The sequence below is a fragment of the Planococcus sp. S3-L1 genome, assembly GCF_030063085.1.
Lineage (GTDB): Bacteria > Bacillota > Bacilli > Bacillales_A > Planococcaceae > Planococcus > Planococcus kocurii.
Genome location: NZ_JASISN010000001.1, coordinates 186764 through 205307, shown reverse-complemented (window position 1 = coordinate 205307; position 18544 = coordinate 186764). Strand labels below are relative to the sequence as shown.

General features: G+C 40.4%; 20 protein-coding genes. 2 read left to right on the top strand and 18 right to left on the bottom strand.

Going from position 1 to position 18544, the window contains the following annotated elements; genetic code table 11:
• Nucleotides 1-103 precede the first annotated feature (103 nt).
• From QMF37_RS01020 to QMF37_RS00945, 16 genes are all read right to left on the bottom strand, one after another.
• A complete protein-coding gene (locus tag QMF37_RS01020; protein ID WP_071153118.1) occupies nucleotides 104-706 on the bottom strand; it encodes an alpha/beta hydrolase in 603 nt (200 codons plus the stop codon).
• Between the two features lie 138 nt (nucleotides 707-844).
• A complete protein-coding gene (gene hslO, locus QMF37_RS01015; RefSeq protein WP_149456024.1) occupies nucleotides 845-1723 on the bottom strand; it encodes an Hsp33 family molecular chaperone HslO in 879 nt (292 codons plus the stop codon).
• Between the two features lie 34 nt (nucleotides 1724-1757).
• Nucleotides 1758-1976: a DUF896 domain-containing protein gene (locus QMF37_RS01010; RefSeq protein ID WP_283476059.1), complete on the bottom strand. Its 219-nt coding sequence runs from the start codon at nucleotides 1974-1976 to the stop codon at nucleotides 1758-1760.
• Between the two features lie 20 nt (nucleotides 1977-1996).
• Complete coding sequence (locus QMF37_RS01005) at nucleotides 1997-2479, bottom strand: RrF2 family transcriptional regulator (RefSeq protein WP_071153116.1); 483 nt, start codon at nucleotides 2477-2479, stop codon at nucleotides 1997-1999.
• Between the two features lie 162 nt (nucleotides 2480-2641).
• Nucleotides 2642-3175 (bottom strand): chromate transporter, encoded by a 534-nt coding sequence (locus tag QMF37_RS01000; protein ID WP_283476057.1) that lies wholly within the window; start codon nucleotides 3173-3175, stop codon nucleotides 2642-2644.
• Entirely contained in the window at nucleotides 3172-3753 is a 582-nt protein-coding gene (locus QMF37_RS00995) for a chromate transporter (RefSeq protein WP_283476055.1), read from the bottom strand. Before QMF37_RS00995 ends, QMF37_RS01000 begins: the two co-directional genes overlap by 4 nt.
• A gap of 11 nt (nucleotides 3754-3764) precedes the next feature.
• On the bottom strand, nucleotides 3765-5369 hold the full coding sequence (locus tag QMF37_RS00990) for a gamma-glutamyltransferase family protein (protein WP_283476053.1): 1605 nt from the start codon (nucleotides 5367-5369) through the stop codon (nucleotides 3765-3767).
• Between the two features lie 62 nt (nucleotides 5370-5431).
• A complete protein-coding gene (locus QMF37_RS00985) occupies nucleotides 5432-6430 on the bottom strand; it encodes an ABC transporter ATP-binding protein (RefSeq protein ID WP_078080848.1) in 999 nt (332 codons plus the stop codon).
• Entirely contained in the window at nucleotides 6393-7409 is a 1017-nt protein-coding gene (locus QMF37_RS00980) for an ABC transporter ATP-binding protein (RefSeq protein ID WP_283476051.1), read from the bottom strand. Before QMF37_RS00980 ends, QMF37_RS00985 begins: the two co-directional genes overlap by 38 nt.
• 7 nt (nucleotides 7410-7416) lie before the next feature.
• Entirely contained in the window at nucleotides 7417-8970 is a 1554-nt protein-coding gene (locus QMF37_RS00975) for an ABC transporter substrate-binding protein (protein ID WP_283476049.1), read from the bottom strand.
• A gap of 23 nt (nucleotides 8971-8993) precedes the next feature.
• Nucleotides 8994-9881, bottom strand: coding sequence for an ABC transporter permease (locus tag QMF37_RS00970; RefSeq protein WP_071153114.1), 888 nt, complete (start codon nucleotides 9879-9881; stop codon nucleotides 8994-8996).
• Between the two features lie 16 nt (nucleotides 9882-9897).
• Nucleotides 9898-10839 (bottom strand): nickel ABC transporter permease, encoded by a 942-nt coding sequence (gene nikB, locus QMF37_RS00965; RefSeq protein ID WP_058384317.1) that lies wholly within the window; start codon nucleotides 10837-10839, stop codon nucleotides 9898-9900.
• A 444-nt stretch (nucleotides 10840-11283) separates the two neighbouring features.
• A complete protein-coding gene (locus tag QMF37_RS00960; protein WP_283476046.1) occupies nucleotides 11284-11733 on the bottom strand; it encodes an Lrp/AsnC family transcriptional regulator in 450 nt (149 codons plus the stop codon).
• A 50-nt stretch (nucleotides 11734-11783) separates the two neighbouring features.
• Nucleotides 11784-12230, bottom strand: a complete 447-nt coding sequence (locus QMF37_RS00955) for a GNAT family N-acetyltransferase (protein WP_283476044.1) — start codon at nucleotides 12228-12230, stop codon at nucleotides 11784-11786.
• A gap of 54 nt (nucleotides 12231-12284) precedes the next feature.
• Nucleotides 12285-13139: a patatin-like phospholipase family protein gene (locus tag QMF37_RS00950; protein WP_283476323.1), complete on the bottom strand. Its 855-nt coding sequence runs from the start codon at nucleotides 13137-13139 to the stop codon at nucleotides 12285-12287.
• Nucleotides 13140-13178: 39 nt separating this feature from the next.
• Complete coding sequence (locus tag QMF37_RS00945; protein WP_283476042.1) at nucleotides 13179-13856, bottom strand: SOS response-associated peptidase; 678 nt, start codon at nucleotides 13854-13856, stop codon at nucleotides 13179-13181.
• 314 nt (nucleotides 13857-14170) lie between these two features.
• Between QMF37_RS00945 and QMF37_RS00940 the strand changes: the two genes are divergently transcribed.
• Nucleotides 14171-14602, top strand: coding sequence for a hypothetical protein (locus tag QMF37_RS00940; RefSeq protein WP_058384313.1), 432 nt, complete (start codon nucleotides 14171-14173; stop codon nucleotides 14600-14602).
• Between the two features lie 274 nt (nucleotides 14603-14876).
• Complete coding sequence (locus QMF37_RS00935; RefSeq protein WP_283476040.1) at nucleotides 14877-16076, top strand: MFS transporter; 1200 nt, start codon at nucleotides 14877-14879, stop codon at nucleotides 16074-16076.
• A gap of 23 nt (nucleotides 16077-16099) precedes the next feature.
• On the opposite strand, the gene QMF37_RS00930 is transcribed toward QMF37_RS00935, so the two are convergent.
• Both QMF37_RS00930 and QMF37_RS00925 read right to left on the bottom strand, forming a co-directional pair.
• On the bottom strand, nucleotides 16100-17746 hold the full coding sequence (locus QMF37_RS00930) for an SLC13 family permease (protein WP_283476038.1): 1647 nt from the start codon (nucleotides 17744-17746) through the stop codon (nucleotides 16100-16102).
• Between the two features lie 210 nt (nucleotides 17747-17956).
• The gene (locus QMF37_RS00925; RefSeq protein WP_283476036.1) at nucleotides 17957-18433 is read right to left on the bottom strand and encodes a metal-dependent hydrolase; all 477 of its coding nucleotides are present in this window, start codon (nucleotides 18431-18433) and stop codon (nucleotides 17957-17959) included.
• Nucleotides 18434-18544 lie beyond the last annotated feature (111 nt).

Below are 18544 nucleotides of genomic sequence, written 5' to 3'. Positions count from 1 at the left end.
CCCACAGCCTTTGTCAAAAACTCGCACCCTATCGTAACGAGAAGCTTTATGAATGGTATCAAAACCAACAAAACCTTCCTCAATTTCTCGAGGAAGGTTCCTTTTATAACTTATCATACCAGTTTTTTGCAGCTTCTACTTCTGGCATTGTCAATTGATGACCGAAATTTTCCCAATGCAATTCTACTTCTGCACCGGCATCGCTTAATAATTTTTCAAGGTCTATTGATTCTTCTGCTGGGCAAATCGGATCGTTTGTACCCGCTGCGATAAATACAGGAGTATTCGCCAAATCAGGTAAATCTGTATGACGATTTGGAACCATTGGGTGATGAAGAATAGCTCCCTTTAATGCGCCAGTATACGTGAACAGTAAATTAGCTGCAATATTGGCTCCGTTCGAATAGCCAATTGCAACAACTTGTGTGCGGTCAAAGCCATGTTCATCCGCTGCTTGACCAATAAAGTTATACAGCTCTTCCGTACGGATTTTTAAATCTTCCATATCGAATATACCTTCTGATAGGCGTTTAAAAAACCGTGGCATGCCGTTCTCAGAGACGTTTCCACGAACGCTCAACACAGATGCTTCCGGATCGATATGAGCCGCAATAGCTAATAAATCCGTTTCATTCCCACCCGTTCCATGGAGCATAAGTAAAGTTGGTTTTGATAGATTCGTGCCTTGTTTAAAAATATTTTTCATCTTCTAATAACCTCCAATTGCTTCTACTTTTTATTGCATCAATATATATCTCGAATTCAAGATAATAATAACATACCTTTTTTATCATTCCAATAAAAAAGGTCCATCGCAACAACGTGCGTGGACCTCTCGTTCTACTTATGCTTCTGTTTTCAACATATCTTCCAAATTCTCTTTCGAGAACAGATAGTTTTCATTACAAAAATGGCATTGTGCTTCTGCTTTGCCGTCTGTCACAATCATGTCTTCAATTTCGGCAACACCAAGTCCTTGAATCGCGTTAGAAATACGATCTCTTGAACATTGGCACTGAAACTTCACAGGCATTTCGTCTAGTACTTTGACGTTTCCGTTCCCCAGCACTTCATCTAAAATATCTTCCGGTGATAGACCTTGGCGCACCATATTTGAGATTGTCGGAATTACTTTTAGACGCGCTTCAATGTCTTCAATAATGCTTTCTTCTGTACCAGGTAGTAATTGAATGATAAACCCACCTGAAGCCTGAATCGTGTTGTCAGGATTCACAATTACACCAACTCCTACAGAAGACGGAATTTGTTCTGAGGTTGTAATGTAATGCGTAAAATCCTCACCTAACTCACCTGACACGATCGGAACTTGTCCAACAAACGGTTGAAGCAATCCAATATCTTTGGAAACTGCTAACGTTCCTTCTGTACCGACTGCTCTTTTGACATCAAGTTTTCCTTGTTCGTTCAAATCAAAATGAGTTAACGGATTGCTCACATAGCCTCGAACTTCGCCTTTTGCATTGGCATCCACTAAAATAGTGCCAATTGGGCCTCCACCGTTAATACGGATCGTCAACTTTTCTTCGCCTTTCATCATGGCGCCTAGCATTACGCTTGCCGTCATGGATCTTCCAAGTGCTGCAGATGCAGTCGGCCATGTATAATGGCGACGCTGGGCCTCCGCTACAGTTTCTGTCGTCCGGGCAGCATACGCTCGCACTTGTCCATCATAGGCCAATGCTCTCACTAAATAATCGTTCATCTTGTTCTTCCTCTCTAGTTTAAACTTTCTATGATTAGATTATTTTCTTTTTTGTTCGTACTTTTTCAGGAGTAACGTCTTCACCAAGTGGATCGATAACCTTCATACTAGTGACAGTTGATTCTACTTGCCCACGAATTGAACGCAAATAGTCTTCACGCAATACTTGTTGTTCTACTTTTTCTGCATTGGTCAGTCCTTCTTCTCGCGCTTTTTTTGCTAACTGGTTAATACGTGGTAAACTATCAATCATCATTATTCCTCTTTTCGCTTTTAACCGACTAATTTTTGAGACAGCCAATCGGTCAGTTTTTTCGTTTTTTCTTGAAACTGTTGTTCTTTCATCTTTTCGGAAAGAGAAGCAATTGTTTCTTGTTCCATCCGGTCGCGCCACGCATTTTCTGCTTGGATCATTAAATCTGTCAGCAAGCAGCACCGCTCAGGCTCTTCAAGTTCCAGCAAATCTCCTAACACCCCACTTGGTGAATAAAGCGATTGTTGTCCTTCAATGGCTACATATATATTAAATACGCTAATGTCTTCAGGATTTTTGTTTAATTTAAAGCCGCCTTTAACTCCTGGTACAGAAGTGATTAAGCCCGCACTGACCAATTTCCTCAAAAGCTTTTGAAAATAAGTTGGCGAAGTTCCCAGTTGTTGACTAATTGCTTCTCCTGGTAGCACCGCTTTATCAGGCAACATATTTAATAGAAGAACGGCATATACAGATTGTTCTACACCTGGTTTCATGTGCACCCAAATCACCCTCTTTCGATTGTAGATAATAATTATCCTCGTTATCTACAATATACGTTCTTGAATTAAAAGTAAATCATAATGCCTGTCTTTTTCACCACATAAAAAAAGCCACCCCTAATCGGATGACTTCGTGTACTTATTTTTTTCGAAAACACAAAACTAAAGGATTCCAGACACCGCACCATAACCGAGTGCCATTACTATAACGAAGGCTGGATGAACTTTTCTCATTTCTAACAACCAGTAGCTAACGACTACTAGAATAACAGTCTGTACAGTTCCTGATGTATCAATAGATGTCATAAAAAACTGCAATGTCATGGCACCCAACAAGACAGCAATTACAGGGCGAACTAATTTGGTGATGTTTTGGACTTTTGGTGAATCTTTGTACTTTAAAAGAGTGACCATCAACAGCACCATTAAAATAAGTGACGGGGCCACTGAAGCAACTAAAGCAACAATAGAGCCAAGGATGCCGCCTTCCATATAACCAATATATCCTGCCATTTTCGTTGCGATGGGACCTGGCAAAGCATTTCCCAAAGCGAGAACTTCTCCAAACTCTTGGGTGGTCATCCAGCCGTAGTGGTCTACTACTTCTTTTTCCACAAGCGGAATTGAGGCCGGCCCCCCGCCATAGCCTAAAATACCGGGGATAAAAAACGCTAAAAAGATAGACCAGTAAATCATTTCGGTCCGACTCCCTTCTTAAATGAAGTGAAGGAAACAATCAAAATACCTACGATGATAATAGCCGGATGGATTCCCATTAGTTCTAGTAAAATAATGGCAATCGCTGTGAATAGAATGGCGCGTCCTAACCCTAAAGCTTTTCCTGACTTCTGAAAGAAATCCCACGTCATTACCGCCAACATAACGCCTACAACTGGAACCACTGCGGCTGACATGCTATTGACCCATTCAAGATCTTTGTATTTTTGTAAAATGCCCAACAAAACAATCATTAAGATAACTGTCGGAATGACTGACGCAGCCAGTGCGACAAGACAACCCATTACCCCATTAACACGATAACCGATATAGCCTGCCATTTTCGTCGCAATAGGTCCTGGCATCGTATTTCCCAACGCTAAAGTATCTCCGAACTCGTCTTCTGTCATCCAGTTGTAATTGACAACAGCTTCACGATGAAAAAGAGGAATAGCAGCAGGTCCACCACCAAATCCGAGAAGACCTACGCGGAAAAATGCGAAAAAAAGGTCCTTATTGATTTTCAAGTGGGAACGCTGGACTTGCTGCTTCTCCACTTTCTTGACGCCTACCAAACAGCCACCGCCCCATCTGTACGCGATTCAGTGCCCCCGGATAATACGCCGGTCTCAGGGTTGCGCCAAATGATTTGTCCTCTTCCAAAACTGCCACTGTCTGTTGCTACTTGGATATGATGACCTTTTCGTGTTAAGCCTTGTGCCAAATAGTTAGGGAAGTCCGGCTCAACAAGAACGGTCTTGCCTTCAATCCATTGCCACCTTGGTGCATCGAGTGCTGCTTGTGGGTTCATTAAATAATCAATGGTGTTCGTAATCACTTGGAAATGTCCTTGAGGTTGCATATAGCCACCCATCACGCCGAAAGGACCAACTGCTTTTTTGTTTTTCGTAAGAAATCCTGGAATGATTGTATGGAATGTTCGTTTTCCTCCAGCCAATACATTCGGATGTTCTGCATCTAATGAGAAATCCGCTCCACGGTTTTGTAACCCTATGCCTGTTTCTGGAATAACAATTCCCGAACCAAAACCCATGTAGTTGCTTTGGATATAAGAAACCATATTGCCTTCTTCATCTGCAGTAGATAAATAAACTGTACCGCCTTTAGGCAATTCGTACGGTACAGGATCCGCAGCAGTTTCGTTAATCGTTTTAGCCCGAGCTGCCGCATATTCTTGAGACAATAGATGCTGCGTGCTGACTGGCATATTTTCTGGCTCTGTGATAAACGCTTTACCATCTGTAAACGCCAGCTTCATCGCTTCGATTTGTTCATGGAAAGTTTCAGCAGACTGCCATTTCGGTGGTGCTAATTCTTTGAATATGTTTAAGGCCATAAGAGCAACCATGCCTTGTCCATTTGGTGGGATTTCCCACACTTCGTAACCACGGTATTCAGTTGAAATGGGCTCTACCCACTCGGGTTCAAACGCTACCAAGTCTTCTTTAGATAAGAATCCATCATGTTTTTTCATGAAAGCATCTATTTTTTCTGCAATTGCTCCTTCATAAAAAGAACGTGAATCGGTTTGACCAATTTCTACTAATGTTTTGGCATGACCAGGAGATGACCACATTTCTCCAATTTCAGGTGCTCTGCCGTTTGGTGCAAACGTATCAAACCATCCTTGGTATTCTTCGCTTGTAAACGAATCTTTGTATTTAGCGTAGGCTGCTTGCCAATATTTACCCAGAATCGGTGTTAATGGATAACCTTCTTCTGCGTAACGGATTGCTGGTTTTAAAGCTTCTGCTAGAGACAACTTACCAAATTTCTTCGATAATTCAGCCCATGCAGCTGGAACTCCAGGAACTGTCACAGGCACTAAACCGTGCGTCGGCATTTTCTCGTACCCTAAAGCTTTGACCGCTTCAGGAGAAATACTTTTTGGTGCGGGACCTGAACTGTTTAAGCCGTGCAACTTGTCTTTGACCCAGACAAGCGCAAAGGCATCCCCACCGATACCATTTGAGGTAGGTTCAACAACCGTTAAAGCCGCTGCTGTGGCAATTGCTGCATCGATGGCATTACCTCCATTTTGCATAATTTCAATGCCTGCTTGCGACGCCAATGGCTGCGACGTAACCACCATGCCTTTTTTTGAAAATACGGTATGTCTTTGTGCTGTAAATGGGTTGTGTAAATAGTCCATAAAAACTCCTCCTGTCAGTATAAAAGCCGGATGCGGAAACGCTTCCGCATTCGGCTTATTGATTATCCGGCAAAATGGCAAGCTGCAAAATGATCTTTTTCATGTTCAATAAAGGCTGGTTTTTCTACTTTACATCTTTCTTGTACGATAGGACAACGCGTATGGAATGGACAACCTGAAGGTGGATTTGATGGATTTGGCATATCTCCCACCAAACGTACTCGATCTTTTTTCGCATCTACTGTCGGCCTTGGAATTGCAGACAATAAAGCTTGAGTATAGGGATGAAGTGGATTTTTAAAAATGTTAGCCACATCACTCATCTCTACTGTATGACCCAAATACATGACCAATACGCGATCACAAAAATAACGAACTACTCCTAGATCATGTGAAATGAATAAATAAGAAAGATCATACTTTTCCTGCAAGGTTTTCAAAAGCTTTAACACCTGGGCCTGTACGGACACATCTAACGCTGAAACAGCTTCATCACAAATGATAAACTGGGGATTCAGGGCAATTGCCCTCGCGATTCCAATGCGTTGTCGTTGCCCTCCACTGAATTCGTGCGGATAACGATCATAATGCTCTGATTTCAGTCCCACTTCCTTCAATAAATCCTCCACTGCATCTCTTCTTTCTTGCAAAGGCATATTCGTATGCATCTTGAACACTTCATCCAATGCGTGACCGATTCGCTGACGAGGATTTAAGGATGCGTAAGGGTCTTGAAAAATCATCTGCATTTCCTTAACAAACTTCTTCTTCTCTTTTCGCTTTAAATCTTGAATCTCCTGCTTATTAAAGAAAATTTTCCCATCAGTAAGTTCTTCAAGTCCCAAAATTGTTCTGCCGAGAGTCGACTTGCCGCATCCTGACTCTCCTACGACTCCAAGACTTTCGCCTTTATAGAGTTTTAAGGAAACTGATTCCACCGCTTTGACATTTCCTATGACTCTTTTCAATATACCCCCTTTAATTGGAAAGTATTTTTTTACTCCATCTAATTCTAGTAAAATTTCAGACTTCGAGGGTGATTTTTCTTTGATTGTTGTCAACAAATTCCACCTCCTTGTCTAACAGCCAACAGCTTGCCTGATGACCTTTTCCTGCATTGAACTCTGGAGGTACGTCTGTTTTACATTTATCCATAGCAAACATACAGCGTGGATGAAAGCGGCAGCCCGTTATTTTTTCATTTAACCCTGGCATATTCCCGGGAATCGGTTCTAATTCAAATTCTGGATCATCTACATTTGGTACTGAATTCAATAAACCAATTGTATAGGGATGCTGTGGATTTTCAAAAATTTCACGTACTGGTCCTTCTTCTATCTTTTTCCCTGCATACATGACCATAACTCGATCGGCAACTTCTGCTACAACACCCATATCGTGGGTGATCATCAACACCCCCATATTTAATTTGTCTTTTAAATCTTTGATTAAATCTAAAATTTGTGCCTGAATCGTTACGTCTAAAGCCGTTGTCGGCTCATCAGCAATTAGTAAACTCGGATGACAAGCAAGTGCCATCGCAATCATGACACGCTGTCTCATCCCTCCACTTAATTCGTGAGGATATTGATTCAACCGTTTTTCAGCATTAGGAATTCCAACTTGCTTCAGCAATTCGATGCTTTGTTTACTGGCTTCGCTTTTCGATAATTTATGATGCAAAAGTAAAGGTTCACGTAATTGGTAGCCAATTGTTAGCACTGGATTCAATGCGGTCATCGGTTCTTGGAAAATCATTGACATCTTATTACCTCGAAGTTTACGCATCTGTTCATGTGAAAGTTTTTCGAGAGGCTCACCATCTAGTAGAATCTCTCCACTTTCAATAGTGCCGTTTGAAGGCAACAGTCGCATCACAGATAGCGAAGTAATACTTTTACCGCATCCTGATTCTCCGACTATACATAAGGTTTCTCCTTTATCTACATGGAAAGAGACATCTCTAACTGCTTGTAATGAACCTTCCGCTGTACGAAATGATGTCACTAAATTCTTCACTTCAAGTAATGTCTCTGCCATATTCACCCTACTCTCTTATTACTTTTTGTAAGAACCATTGGCCATTTGGATCGAGTTGAAGTCCTTGAATCGATTGATCCGTAGCAGCAGTCACTACGCCGTGATACATCACAATAGCTGCATCTTCATCAAGCATCAATTGATTTGCTTGTGCCAAGTAGTTTTTACGTTCTTCTTGATCAACTGTTGTACGAGAAGCTTCGACAAGTTTGTCAAATTCCGGATTGCTGTACTGTGCACGGTTCGAAGCACCCACGTTATCAGAATGGAAGTTCGGGTAGAACATTTCGGAACCATCACTTGTCACATTGGACCAACTTAGGAATGTTAAATCATATTCCCCTGCTCTTGCTGTATCAAGAAAAGTAGCCCATTCCATTGTTTCAATTTCTACATTGAATCCTGCCTCTGTCAATTGAGATTGTACAATTTCAGCCATTAAAATAAAGTTGTCGCGATTGGCTGCAAGTAATTTAATCGGTTCATCACCAAATCCATTTTCCTTCACCAGTTTTTTAGCTGCTTCTGGATCGTAGGCTGTTCCACCGTTGTCTGCTGATTCTTCATAACCAAATACTTGAGGCCCAAGAATGCTATCACTTCTAACACCGAGACCATTCAATTTTTCAACGAAAGCATCACGGTCTACTGCACTTGCTACCGCTTTACGGAAATCCGGGTTTTTATTGCGTTCTTTCGAATGATTAAATGTTAAGTAATAAACAGGCGTTCCTTCCTTTTTCGTAACTTCCACATTGTCTAAAGATTCAACACGTGACAATTGCTCTGATGGCAAAGCATCGATAAAGTTTACTTCACCAGTTTGCAGCATAGAAATAGCTGTTGAAATTTCAGGTACAACTTTATATGTCACTCTATCTAGGTCAGGAGCTCCATCCCAATAATCTTCGTTCTTTTCCAACACGATTTGATCTCCTTGGCTCCAACTTCCAAATTTGAAAGGACCTGTGCCTACTGGGTTTTGCATCAAATCCTGTGCTTCATCAGCAGTAGGAGAAATAATCGCTGCATTTGAGTGGGACAAGGCAGCTAACAAAGGGCCGTATGGATATTTCGTCTTAATTTCTACAGTTGTCTCGTCAACTGCTGTAACCGTATCAATTGGCTCCAGTAGAGAAGCCCGTGGTGCTGCAGTAGCTGGATCGACTAATTTTTCAAATGTATACTTTACTGCTTCCGCATTAAATGGTGTGCCGTCTTGAAATTTAATGCCCTCTTTTAACTTAATGACCCACGTTAATTCATCGGTATTTTCATAGGACTCAGCCAATTTCGGCTCAAGTTCCATTGTTTCAGGATTGCGTTCAAACAAGTTTTCATAAACCTGAGACATGACACTTGAAGATACCGAATCATTTGTCAACGTTGGTGAAAGCCCGACTGCATCTGTAGTAGAAGCGTAAATCACTTCTTGTTCTACAGCTTCTGAAGAAGTTGAACCTTCACTACCTTCTGCATCTTCTGGAATTGTACTTTCTGAACAAGCACTCAAAATTAGTAACCCGATTAATGTTAATAAAAGTAGCCAGTTTTTCTTCATTGAATAAATTCCTCCTATATGTTTTATTGTTGTAAATCCATGTTTGGATCAAGCGCATCGCGAAGACCATCGCCCAATACGTTAAAAGCAAAGACGGTCAACATGATAGCAATTCCAGGTACAATAGTTAAATGAGGTGATGACCACATAAAATCTTGTCCTTGCGAAATCATTGCTCCCCACTCAGGTGTTGGCGGCTGAGCACCGAGTCCTAAATAACTAAGAGCAGCTGTCGATAAAATCGCTGTAGCCATTCGCATAGTAGCAAAAACGATAATTGGTGCTGAAGCATTCGGCAAAATATGACGAGTCATAATGCGAAGATCCGATGCTCCCATTGAACGCATAGCCATAATGTATTCTTTTTCTTTTATTGATAGTACTGAACCTCTGACAATACGAGCACAAGTAGGTATCGACCAGATACTAATCGCAATTGCTACATTTACTAGGCTTGTACCAAGAATTGCAATAATTAGCATAGCCAACAAAATTCCGGGAAACGAAAACAGTAAATCTACAAAGCGCATGATGACAGCATCCATTTTCCGGTAATAACCTGCCAACATTCCTAAAATAATTCCACCGACAAGTCCCAAAGTGACAGCCACGCTTCCTACTACTAAAGAAATACGAGCTCCATAGACAATTCGACTCCATACATCACGCCCGTAATTATCTGTTCCGAGCCAGTGTCCTTCACTGAAAACAGGCATTTCACTGGTTGCTAGATTTTGTTTGATAGGATCGTGAATTGTAATAAATGGCGCGAAAATCGCTATTAATATTTGTAAGATGACAATGATTAATCCTACGACAGCTAATTTATTCTTAAGCAATCGTCTGATCGTTGTTACATAATACTTTTCTCTTTTTTTAGGCTTCAATTTCACTGCTTGAACTGTGGTCATGGTTCCTCGCTCCCTTCTACTCGTACTTGATACGTGGATCGATATACGTATACACGATATCCACGATTAAATTTACTACTACAAACAAAGTTGCTACGAGTAAAACAGAACCTTGCACCATTGGAAAATCGCGGGCTGCAATGGCATCAATCATTAAACGTCCAACACCATTAATAGCAAACACTTTTTCAGTAATGATTGTTCCACCCAGAAGGAGACCAAAATTCAAGCCAATAACAGTGATGATTGGAATCATGGCATTTTTTAACGTATGAATCCATATCACATTTCTTTCTTTAACCCCTTTTGCTCGTGCCGTGCGAACATAGTCAGCACGAATTACCTCGAGCATAGAAGATCTAGTCATTCGTGCAATCATAGCCGCAGAACCCGTTCCGAGAGTGATTGCAGGCAAAATTAATTCTTTAATACCATCGATTGTATAGAAGGGATTGGACATTCCCCCAACTGGCAACCACTGAAGATTTACAGCAAATACTAAAATCAATAGAGCACCTAACCAGAAATTCGGAATCGAAATCCCAGCTAGTGCGAAGGTTGTGGCGGAGATATCCAACCAAGAATTTTGTTTTAATGCAGAAATTAGGCCGGTCAAGACTCCGATGATTACCGCTACAATCATGCTGGCAATTGCTAATTTCAAGGTGTTGGGAAATCTAATCATTATTGCATCTGCTACTGGTTGGGTAGTTTGATAAGAATACCCAAAATCTCCTTGAACTGCGTTCCCCACATATCTTACATATTGAGTAAGAAAAGGATCATTCAATCCGAGGTTATCTCGAATTGCTGTAATATCTGATTCTGTAGCTGTTGGTCCCCCAATCACAGCAGCCGGATCTCCCGGAGCAATGTACATTGAAGAAAATACAAGAAATGAAATACCGAGCAACAGGAACAGCAATTGCAAAGTTCTGCGTATTATTAAAGCAATCAATCTTACCCCTCCAATCATTTGTTAAGCATTTAGTATAAATTGATTCCCAAAAGAAATAATTTGATAATTTTGATTATAGTGCAATACTGTTCAAAAAGCTACATCTAAATTACGAAAATATGTTTTTTTAATATTTATGCTTTCTTAAAGTTCACTATAATCCGTTTTTACCTAACTTAAAGTAAAAAATAACTTTATAGGTTGAACTAATCATGTCCATTTTTCGGTATTCCACAAAACAGCTGTGATTTCGGGTCCACAGGCTGGGCGAAGTAAGAAGACTGGTGAACTTTGCCTGGCTTCTTGCGAGAGACATGCCCAAAGCGGCCGAAGCGATGTAGAAAAGTCGATTTCTTTCATTCAACTTACATACTATTTGCACATTCACTAGATGTTATGAAATTTGAAATTATAAAAGCCTGCAGCTTTTTAAGCTGCAGGCTTTTATAATTTCATTCCTGTACGACTTTTAAATCGTCGGAGGAGAATATGACTTTCGACTCTCGTGATTCCTTCGAGCGCATATAGTTCTTCGTTAATGAATTTTTCAAGGCCAGCAAAATCGTCAACGAGCACATGCATATGAAGAGTGGATGGTCCTGTCATCTGATAGCAACTCGCGACACTTGGATTGTCTGCTAAAGCTTGAGCGACTTCCACCAAAGAAGCAGGTTCGCAATCTACTTCAAAAAATCCAGAAACTTTTTTGCCGACTTTTTCACTATTGATTACCACTGTAAAACTTTCGATAACTCCCGCCTTCGTTAACTGGTGAACCCTTTCACGAATCGCAACACGGGATAAATTTAATTCTTTACCGATATCTACGTATGACATCCGGCCATTGCCGGTCAGTAACGCCAATATCTTTCGATCAATGTCATCTAATCTCATAAATACACCTCAAGCTTTTATTTTAGAATTTGATTATCGTATTTTTGCATTTAATTGCTCAAGCTAAATTGTGTGCAATAAATACCGGGTGCTACTTCAATTAGTCGTTTTTCTTGAAAACCAAACGCTTGATAAAGAGCAATTGCCGGTTTGTTTGCAGTACCGGTACTAACGATGAATTCATATCCCCGGTAGTTTCTCAATACATATTCGATTAATTGTTTAGCAACACCCTTTCGGAAATAACAAGGGGCAACAACTAGCCGGTGGATATCGATCAGTCCTTCTTCGACCTGATAAGAAATGACTCCTTGTAATTGCTCTTCGTTGAATCCGATAAATACTTCTGTACTGTGTTGGATTTCCAAAATTGGTTCATGGAGCTGTGGAATTCCGTAAAACCCCATCATTTCAGCTTCTATACGGTAACCCTGCTGTTGGATTTGCTGAATATTTTTAGCAATTTGTTCATCTTGATGATTTAGTTTGCAAATCATAAATCAATCACCTCAACTAATTTTACCACGATGTGTTTTCCAAAATTGCAAAAGTTATTTTTGAAGAAAAGAAAGTACTTCATTGAATTTGTCTGTCGCATCTTGATAGCCTTGATTGTATAAAATTTCGAGCTTTTTAGGATCTCGTTCGATGCCTTTGATCTTATACAAGTTAAAGGGTCTGATGACTAAAGCCAAACCTTCACTTTCCAACTTCTCAATAAATTCCATCGTTTCGTTATAATACAGGTGCCGATTTTCCATTGTCTTTGCAATAGCAGGGTACTTGCGGACAAACGATGGTAGAACTCTCGCAAATCGACTCTTTTTTTTTCGATAGCCCTTTTCTCTAGTTAAGATAATGATTGGTTTGGTCACCCCATCTGATAGTGCTTTACGAATTGGAAGTGGGTCCGCAATACCGCCGTCCATCAATAGTTTACCGTCAAACTTTACTGGCTGCGACATTAAAGGCAAAGAACTAGAAGCTCTGACGATTGTCAACACATCTTCCGGTCGACGTTGCTTTTCAAAATATACCGCTTTTCCTGTCTGACAATCTGTGGTACCTACTACAAATTCTTCTGTTGAAGTGTAAAATCCGTCGTAATCGAAAGGCACCAAACTGTTTGGAATTTTATCAAAAATCAGATCCATGCCAAAAAGCTCACGTTTAGTCAGCAAATTCTTAATTGAAATATATTCAGGGTGGTTCACATAGCCGATGGTCACTTCCCGGTTACGACCGGTTTGTCTAGAGACATAAGAAGATGCATGGCAAGCACCTGCCGAAACCCCAATTACGTAATCCACAAAAATTTCTTCTTCTAGTAGCTTCTCAAGCACTCCCCCAGTATAAACGCCGCGCATTCCGCCACCTTCTAATACCAAGCCACTCTTCATTGTTATTCCCCCTTTGACTAGTTGGATCAGTAAAGGTTCCGTGATTCAGCCAACTTTTTCAATCAATTCGGGTTTATTGTTCTTCGGAGAATTGACCTCTTCAGAGACACGGTACGCCTCCATATCTTCAGCTCGGTAAGGTTTCAACAAGGTCTTCAATATCTCAATATCTTCCACACGTGGGTCTAACCAAGTTTTTTCGTCTTCTTTTGATAAAATAACAGGCATTCGATCATGAATAGATTCCATTAAAGCATTTGAACTTGTCGTTATGATCGAGCAGCTATTGATGATTTTGTTATCAGGTCCTGTCCACGATTCCCAAATAGCTGCAAAAGCAAAAGGTTCTCCAGTTTTTAATTTGATTCGCATTGGAATTTTTTCTGCGCCCGCGCGCTGCCATTCATAAAAGGAATCTGCCACTACCAAACAGCGTCTTTTTTTAAAAGCATTGCGAAAACTAGGTTTTTCCGCTACCGTTTCTGCCCGGGCATTGATCATCTTATAACCAATTTTCGCGTCTTTTGCCCATGAAGGAATCAGCCCCCAGCGGAGTTCACCAAGGCGATTTTTGTCTCCATCATTGATGATTGATAGGACTTGTTGCGAAGGTGCTACATTATAGCTTTTTGAATAGCTATGTTGATCAATTTTTGACGTTTCAATAGTAAAACGCTCAATCAATACTGCGTAATCAGTGAACAGCGAGTATCTTCCACACATCTTAATCGCTCCTTCCTCTGTTTATCATTTACTATAAATATAACAGAAAATTCGATCTTTTATCCTTTTTGTCTTTTACGAGGATAAAATTCAGACAACTTATGACATGTTAAGATTGTAACACTATTCACTTTTCTAGTTTTTTCGTCCTGCTGTGGCTTGACTTTTAGTACCGCTCTTTATCCCTTTAAATCGATAGCCCTGAGCCTTTGCACTCTCTTAGACTCAAAATCAACGGAAAATTCGTTAAGGTCCCTTAAATGGCTAAATAGTGTTATAATAGAAGAACAACGAGTTATATTAGGAGGAATCACATGGCTACTGCACGCGAAATGAGTCTCGTCAACAAGGATTTTCTGGTTGAAGAATTAGGGCTGAAACAACAAGGAAACTCAACTATCTTTATGAATGAAGATTGTTTTGTACTGTCCCCGTCTGTTCAGCGATATGAAAAGGGATTTGACGTCAGTGAATTCAATTTGGCGAAGTTCGATCCGGAACGTCAACAAGGCTTTTTGCTCGTACGGTACATGGATACCTTTTTAATGGCGAAACTTGAAAGCTTCACTAAAAAGATGATGCTTCCTGAACTTCAAATTAAAAAGAAAAATACCAAACCCCATTGGAAATTCACAGTTGCTGAAAATCCGGCCTATCATATCGTTAATACCCAGAACAAAGAATTGCGCTACCGTTTGCAAGAACCTACAAAAAAACAAGTTCTTTCTTTCTTCAATAAATTATAAAATTTTCCCGCTGCCTTTGTGCATGCGGGTTTTTTGTTCCATTATGATGAGAAAGTTTACTTTTGTAATTGTTTATTTTGTTGAAATTTAACGTAAAGTCTCTATTTCTCCTCGCTCTCGTTGTGAAATATCAACTTTCACATCTATCTAACCGAAAAAGTAAAATCTTTCGATAAACTTATGTAGAATAGAAAATAATGAAGCCTCTTCACTCTTAAGTCATTTCTTTGATTTACTTAAGACAAAAAAAGTGAGTATCGATTGGACGTGACCTATGGATTCGCAACGCTATACTGTTAAAGACCGTCAATTTTGGAAAATCATCCTCAGTCTTCTGTTTGCTTCTTTATTTATTTTTGCAAACATGTACGCTGTACAGCCCTTGCTTCCGGTTTTTGTAGAAGAATTTCAAGTTCCGATCTCTACGGCTAGCTTGTCTTTGTCACTAACCATTATCGGCTTAATACTTGGACTCATTATTCTCGGATTTTTTTCTGATCGTAACGGCAGAAAATCGTATATCATTTATTCTTTACTCGGTTCAGCCATTCCTTTTTTCGTCATTCCTTTGACCGATTCATTTTCTATCCTGCTAATTCTTCGTTTTATCCAAGGCTTTGCGCTGGCAGGTGTTCCTGCTGCAGCACTTGCTTATATCAGCGAGGAAATCGATAGAAAAAATATTGCCTATGCCACTGCTCTTTATATTTCTAGTAACGCGCTCGGCGGGATGTTGGGACGTTTTTTAACAGGCTTCCTAACTGACCATTTCTCGTGGCAAATTTCCTTTTATGCTTTTGCCGTGACGGGACTTTTCATATTCGTTGTTGTCCTTTATTTACTGCCGCCATCACGAAATTTTAAAGCTAGCCAAGTAAGCTTTGCAAAAGATATAGAAGGCTTCTTGTTTCACTTAAAAAATCCTGCACTACTCATCGTCTTTGGTCTTGGTACAATTTTGCAAATTTCCTTTACGGGTATTTGGACGTACTTACCTTTTTATTTAGAGGCGCCTCCCTTTACAATGTCGCTACAGGCCATATCCTATTTGTTTTTTGCGTATGGGATTGGTGTTATCGGTTCACCAATAGCTGGTCGAGTTGCTGAAAAGTTTGGCTTGCGCAATGTTCGTTTAGCAGGCGTGTTTATTTTATCAGCTGGAATTTTTATGACACTTAGTCCATACCTTTGGATGATTGTTGTCGGCCTTTGCGTAACTTGCCTTGGATTTTTTACCTCTCACTCTTTAACTGCTGCTTCTGTAAGTCAACAAGCAACTCACCATAAAGGCAGTGCTTCTAGTTTGTATTTAGTAGCTTACTACACGGGTGTCGCAGCCGGAAGTTCTCTATTAAGTCCTTTATGGACCTCTGGTGGTTGGACAGGTCTTGTTCTTTTTACCGCCATTTTGCCACTTCTTTACATAGCAGCTGTTACATTTTACAGAAAAAAAGCAGGCTCTACCGGAAGGTAAGCCTGCTTTTGCTATAAATAACGCTATTTTAGAAATTCATCTGGAATCGTTAGTAAGTCAATGCCCCAAACCAGCGGCAAGAAATAGAACACGGCGAGTCCAACAAAGAAAATCCCAAAGATATTAAGCGCAAGTCCAGCTTTAGCCATATCTGAAATCTTCAAATAGCCGGAGCCAAAAACGACTGCGTTCGGTGGTGTTGCAACTGGCAACATAAATGCACAAGATGCTGCAACGGCCGCAGTGACCATCAATGCATACGGATGAATGCTAAGAGCTACTGAAAGTGATGCCATAATTGGGAACATCATCGAAGCCGTCGCTGTGTTTGAAGTGATCTCAGTCAGGAATAACACAAGAGCCGCTACGACCAACACAATGACTAAAACATTCACACCTTGCAGTCCAATCAATTGATTTCCAATCCATTCAGAAAGACCTGAATTGGTAAATCCGGCAGCGATAGCTAACCCTCCACCAAATAACAACAAAATGCCCCAAGGCAACTTGACTGCTGTCGCCCAGTCTAACAAATTATCACCTTTTCTATTCTTGGATGGAATAATGAACAAAATCATTGCGGCGATTAAACCGACCATTGCATCTGTCATTTCCAGGTTGGGTGCAAAAGCATCGAGAACAAATGAACGACTAATCCAAGCAAGCGCTACTGCTACGAAAACCACAAAGACCGCTTTTTCTTCATAAGAAGCTACGCCTAAGTCTTTTTTCTGCTGGCGGATTACTTCGCTTCCTCCTGGTAAATGCTTCAACTTTTGCGGATAAGCCACTTTCACTAGATAAACCCAAGCAACTAAAATAAAAATCCACGCCAGTGGTACACCAAATAGCATCCACTGAGCAAAAGTAATCTCAATCCCGTAAATTTCATTGATTGCCCCTGCTAAAAGTGTATTTGGTGGCGTTCCGATTAATGTCGCAATCCCGCCAAGTGAAGCAGAATAAGCAATTCCAAGCATCAGTGCTTTACCAAAACCAAAATTTTCTTTTGAGGTATCAATTGAAGCGTCATCTTTCAGCGCTTCTGATACTTGATAGATAATGGCCAAACCGATGGGTACCATCATCATGGCCGTCGCTGTATTGGAAATCCACATGGATAAGAACCCAGTAGCCACCATAAAGCCAAGAATGATGCGTTCTGTGTTTGTACCAATGACTGAAATAATCGTTAAGGCAATTCTCTTATGCAAATCCCATTTTTCCATTGTCAGAGCAATCATAAAGCCACCCATGAAAAGAAAAATTGTATCATTGCCATATGCCGAAGTTGTAGCGCTTACATCAAGCCCGTTGGTCATTGGAAAAAGAACAATGGGCAGAAGCGATGTTGCGGGAATCGGAATAGCTTCCGTAATCCACCAAGTCGCAATCCAAATAGTACTGGCCAGTATCGCTCTCGCTTCAGGCGGTAGTCCTTCAGGATTAAAAAAAAGCAAAGTTAAAAGAAATAGCAGCGGACCGAGAAACAAGCCAATTAACTGAGGTGTATTATAGCTGCGTTTTTTCTTACGTTCATCGTAAGATCCGGCATCTTCTGCCCGGTCACGATCATCAGGAATACCTGCTCCTGGGTTGGTAAAAAGACGAAATGTATCTTTGGCCTGATCATGCTTTTCCCACATCCAATTCCATGTTGCAGCAATCATACGATCCCTCCATTTTTTTAGATTTTTTGAATATTTATTCCTGTAATTGTATAGTTTTCTATCAATAGAAACAAGGTTGAAAACTAAGATAACTCTATTTCCCGCTAAAAAATTCCAAAAAAGGGACGACGATTTAAAATCGTCGCCCTTCAACTCCTATATTGCTATCAGTTTTTGCTTTTATATCCCTAAGGCCTAAAAGTGAAACACTTAGAGCGCAAGAAGAACACCGTATCCAAAGTACACGGTCAGAAGAGACAGAAGAGCGAAAACCAAAGATTCAGAAGCGCCTCCTGTAGTAGCGGTTATTGGAAAACGAACCGTCCACTTGAATGGAAAAAAGAATTTAACGCCTCTTTTCGTTGCCATATCCAATACAATATGACTGATCATTCCTACTAACAAACCTGCTGAAATAGCTTCAACCGGCATGAATTTGCTTAGTAACCATGCGATTAATGCCAGAAACAATAAACTATGCGTAAATGTACGGTGACCAAAAAGACCATTGATTATTTTTGAAAGAACAGGCAGGCTTCGTCCGATTTTGCTCCCGCCATGACAAATGTCTGGAATCACTGCCCCAAGCACACCTGCTCCTACTAAAAGAACTGGTTCATAGTTCGTAATTTGTGCAAAAGCAAGACTTGCTGCTATGCCACCGATAATATGTGTTTTACCCGTCATGCTTTTTTTCTCCTTTGTCGTGCTTTTTCAGTATCATTTTTATTATACTAAAAATCGTGTATGCTGAAGATAGGAAAATTACCTATGTATTGGAATTCATCTCTGTCAGAT